We start from the raw sequence: 2,869 nt of genomic DNA, 5'->3' as shown, positions 1-2,869 counted from the left end.
ATAGCCAATGATTTCCGAATGGGGAAACCCACTGACATAAGTCAGTATCATTAAGTGAATACATAGCTTAATGAAGCGAACCAGGAGAACTGAAACATCTAAGTACCCTGAGGAAAAGAAATCAACCGAGATTTCGTTAGTAGCGGCGAGCGAACGCGAATCAGCCCTTAAGCTTATTGGGCGCTAGTGGAATGTACTGGAAAGTACAACGATACAGGGTGATAGTCCCGTACACAAAAGCAACCTTTGAGTGAAATCGAGTAGGACGGAGCACGTGAAACTTTGTCTGAATATGGGGGGACCATCCTCCAAGGCTAAATACTACTAACTGACCGATAGTGAACCAGTACCGTGAGGGAAAGGCGAAAAGAACCCCTGTGAGGGGAGTGAAATAGAACCTGAAACCGCATACGTACAAGCAGTGGAAGCCGGATTTAGTCCGGTGACTGCGTACCTTTTGTATAATGGGTCAGCGACTTATATTCTGTAGCAAGGTTAACCGATTAGGGGAGCCGTAGCGAAAGCGAGTGTTAACTGCGCGTTTAGTTGCAGGGTATAGACCCGAAACCCGGCGATCTACCCATGGGCAGGTTGAAGGTTGAGTAACATCAACTGGAGGACCGAACACACGTATGTTGAAAAATGCGGTGATGACTTGTGGGTCGGAGTGAAAGGCTAATCAAGCCGGGAGATAGCTGGTTCTCCCCGAAATCTATTTAGGTAGAGCCTCGCACGAACACCATTGGGGGTAGAGCACTGTTAAGGCTAGGGGGTCATCCCGACTTACCAACCCTTTGCAAACTCCGAATACCAATGAGTGATATGCGGGAGACACACTGCGGGTGCTAACGTCCGTTGTGAAGAGGGAAACAACCCAGACCGCCAGCTAAGGTCCCAAAGTACTAGTTAAGTGGGAAACGATGTGGAAAGGCATAGACAGCTAGGAGGTTGGCTTAGAAGCAGCCATCCTTTAAAGAAAGCGTAATAGCTCACTAGTCGAGTCGGTCTGCGCGGAAGATGTAACGGGGCTAAACTAGTCACCGAAGCTGCGGATTCATAATTTATTATGAGTGGTAGGGGAGCGTTCTGTAAGCCGTTGAAGGTGAGTTGTAAAGCTTGCTGGAGGTATCAGAAGTGCGAATGCTGACATGAGTAACGATAAGGGGAGTGAAAAACTCCCCCGCCGAAAGACCAAGGTTTCCTGTCCCATGTTAATCAGGGCAGGGTAAGTCGGCCCCTAAGGCGAGGCGGAAACGCGTAGTCGATGGGAAACAGATTAATATTTCTGTACTTCTATATATTGCGAAGGAGGGACGGAGTAGGCTAAACAGGCACGGCGTTGGTAGTCCGTGTGAAAGTACGTAGGTGGTTGACTTAGGTAAATCCGGGTCTTCATTGAACACTGAGATACGAGACGAGACTCTACGGAGTTGAAGCTGTTGATGCCATGCTTCCAGGAAAAGCTTCTAAGCTTCAGATATATAGGAACCGTACCCCAAACCGACACAGGTGGTTAGGTAGAGAATACTAAGGCGCTTGAGAGAACTCGGGTGAAGGAACTAGGCAAAATAGTACCGTAACTTCGGGAGAAGGTACGCTACTCTCGGTTAAACCCTTGCGGTGTAAGCTAAGAGTAGTCGAAGTAACCAGGTGGCTGGAACTGTTTATTAAAAACACAGCACTGTGCAAAATCGAAAGATGACGTATACGGTGTGACGCCTGCCCGGTGCCGGAAGGTTAATTGATTCGGTTAGCGTAAGCGAAGCTGATGATCGAAGCCCCGGTAAACGGCGGCCGTAACTATAACGGTCCTAAGGTAGCGAAATTCCTTGTCGGGTAAGTTCCGACCTGCACGAATGGCGTAATCATGGCCACACTGTCTCCACCCGAGACTCAGTGAAATTGAATTTGCGGTTAAGATGCCGTATACCCGCGGCTAGACGGAAAGACCCCGTGAACCTTTACTATAGCTTGACAGTGAACATTGCTCCTACATGTGTAGGATAGGTGGGAGACTATGAAACTTTGTCGCTAGATGAAGTGGAGTCTACCTTGAAATACCACCCTTGTATGCGTGATGTTCTAACCTAGGGCCCTTATCGGGCTTGGGGACACTGTCTGGTGGGTAGTTTGACTGGGGCGGTCTCCTCCCAAAGAGTAACGGAGGAGCACGAAGGTTGGCTAAGTATGGTCGGACATCATACGGTTAGTGCAATGGCATAAGCCAGCTTAACTGCGAGACAGACACGTCGAGCAGGTACGAAAGTAGGTCATAGTGATCCGGTGGTTCTGTATGGAAGGGCCATCGCTCAACGGATAAAAGGTACTCCGGGGATAACAGGCTGATACCGCCCAAGAGTTCATATCGACGGCGGTGTTTGGCACCTCGATGTCGGCTCATCACATCCTGGGGCTGAAGTCGGTCCCAAGGGTATGGCTGTTCGCCATTTAAAGTGGTACGCGAGCTGGGTTTAGAACGTCGTGAGACAGTTCGGTCCCTATCTGCCGTGGGCGTTTGAGAATTGAAGAGGGCTGCTCCTAGTACGAGAGGACCGGAGTGGACGAACCGCTGGTGTTCGGGTTGTTATGCCAATAGCATTGCCCGGTAGCTACGTTCGGAACTGATAACCGCTGAAAGCATCTAAGCGGGAAGCAGGCTTTGAGATGAGTTCTCACTGGAGCTTTAAGCTCCCTAAAGGGTCGTTGGAGACTACAACGTTGATAGGTCAGGTGTGTAAGGACTGCGAGGTCTTGAGCTAACTGATACTAATTGCCCGTGAGGCTTAACCATACAACACCCAAGTAGTTTTACTACGAAGTGTTTGTAAAAGACTGACACATTGCTGAAAAGCAATATCACGCACAACGT

The 2,869-nt window shown here is 49.3% G+C and carries 1 rRNA gene; it reads left to right on the top strand.

What is annotated here, in order from left to right:
* Nucleotides 1-2,791: ribosomal RNA gene (locus ESZ26_RS18785) — 23S ribosomal RNA — on the top strand; the annotation flags it as partial.
* Between the last annotated feature and the right edge of the window lie 78 nt (nt 2,792-2,869).

The sequence above is a fragment of the Colwellia hornerae genome (assembly GCF_007954355.1).
Taxonomy (GTDB): domain Bacteria; phylum Pseudomonadota; class Gammaproteobacteria; order Enterobacterales; family Alteromonadaceae; genus Colwellia_A; species Colwellia_A hornerae.
Note: the sequence above shows the minus strand (reverse complement) of the source record. Positions and strands in the feature narration are given on the sequence as shown.